This is a genomic window from Vibrio sp. Vb1337 (assembly GCF_033338715.1).
Lineage (GTDB): Bacteria > Pseudomonadota > Gammaproteobacteria > Enterobacterales > Vibrionaceae > Vibrio > Vibrio alginolyticus.
The window spans coordinates 1-1,053 of sequence record NZ_JAWOTD010000264.1; the positions used below are offsets into that span (position 1 = coordinate 1).

The following is a 1,053-nucleotide window of genomic DNA, read 5'->3' on the forward strand; positions in this document are numbered from 1 at the left end:
GCTAAACGCCCAGAAGTTGATCTCTAGCGGTGACATATTACTTTTGCTGACTTTATACAGCGTCAATTGTGAGCCGGAGTTAAACAGACCGCCAGCCAAACCAAGCAGTAAGTCGTATCGCAAAGTAAATTCGCCTTCCGTTCCAGCCAACAACACCACACCACTAAACGCCATCACAATACCAAAAACGGTGGACGCACGAATTTGTCCATGCCAGACAAGCTTCTCAATCACAGGCATAAACAACGGGCCTGTAGCAAAAAGGACCACACTTTCGACCAGTGTTAACGTTTGAAGAGACGCAATAAAACACAATTGAGACAGACCAATACAAAGTGCGCGTAGCAAAGTGGGCTTCAGCTCGGTCGATTTCGGCAGTTTGATGCCTTTCGGGATCAGAACTAAGAGCAAGATAAGCGCAGGTAGGAAAAATCGCAGAAAGCTGAACATGGTTACCGAAAGCGCCTCGGACAGCTGCTTTGCTAGCAGCCCTGTAACAGATAAGCTTAATGTAGACATCAACATAAATACGATGGGTTTGTGAACGTAATTCATTAGATACTCCTTAATTCTCGGAGCATTTTATGAAAAGTGACTTTATAGAAATAGCGAGTAATATTAACCACTATTGTAAGTAAAACTTACACATTTAAAACAGGTTCGTTCCATGCGCAAATTAGTACCATTAAAATCCATCTACGCGTTTGTGGCGGTGGCGGAATCAGGCAGTATGACGGAAGCCGCCCAGCTTCTGAGCGTTAGCCACTCGGCGATCAGCCAAGCGATTAAATCTCTCGAAAGCCAAGTAAACAAACCGCTTTTTGACCGAATTGGACGCCATGTGTACCTCAATACCGAAGGCAAAAAATACTACCGCAAAGTCGCGCCAGCGTTAGAACAAATCGTCGATGCAACCGAAGCACTGATGCACGATCAAAACTCTCAGCGCATTACGCTAAACATGGTGAATTCCTTGGCACTGCATTGGTGGATCCCACGTATGCCACGTCTTCAAGCCTACGCGCCCCAACTTGATGTACGCCTATCTAACCT

Annotated in this window: 2 protein-coding genes; one reads left to right on the plus strand and one right to left on the minus strand. The window is 45.7% G+C overall.

All coding sequences use genetic code 11. The annotated features are described in order from the left end of the window. Positions 1-555: DMT family transporter (locus R7E42_RS25510; RefSeq protein ID WP_318073310.1), on the minus strand; the 555-nt coding region annotated here is incomplete at its 3' end. Positions 556-667: 112 nt separating this feature from the next. On the opposite strand from R7E42_RS25510, the gene R7E42_RS25515 reads away from it, so the two are divergent. Beyond that, the coding region (locus R7E42_RS25515; RefSeq protein ID WP_318073311.1) for a LysR family transcriptional regulator at positions 668-1,053 on the plus strand (386 nt) is incomplete at its 3' end.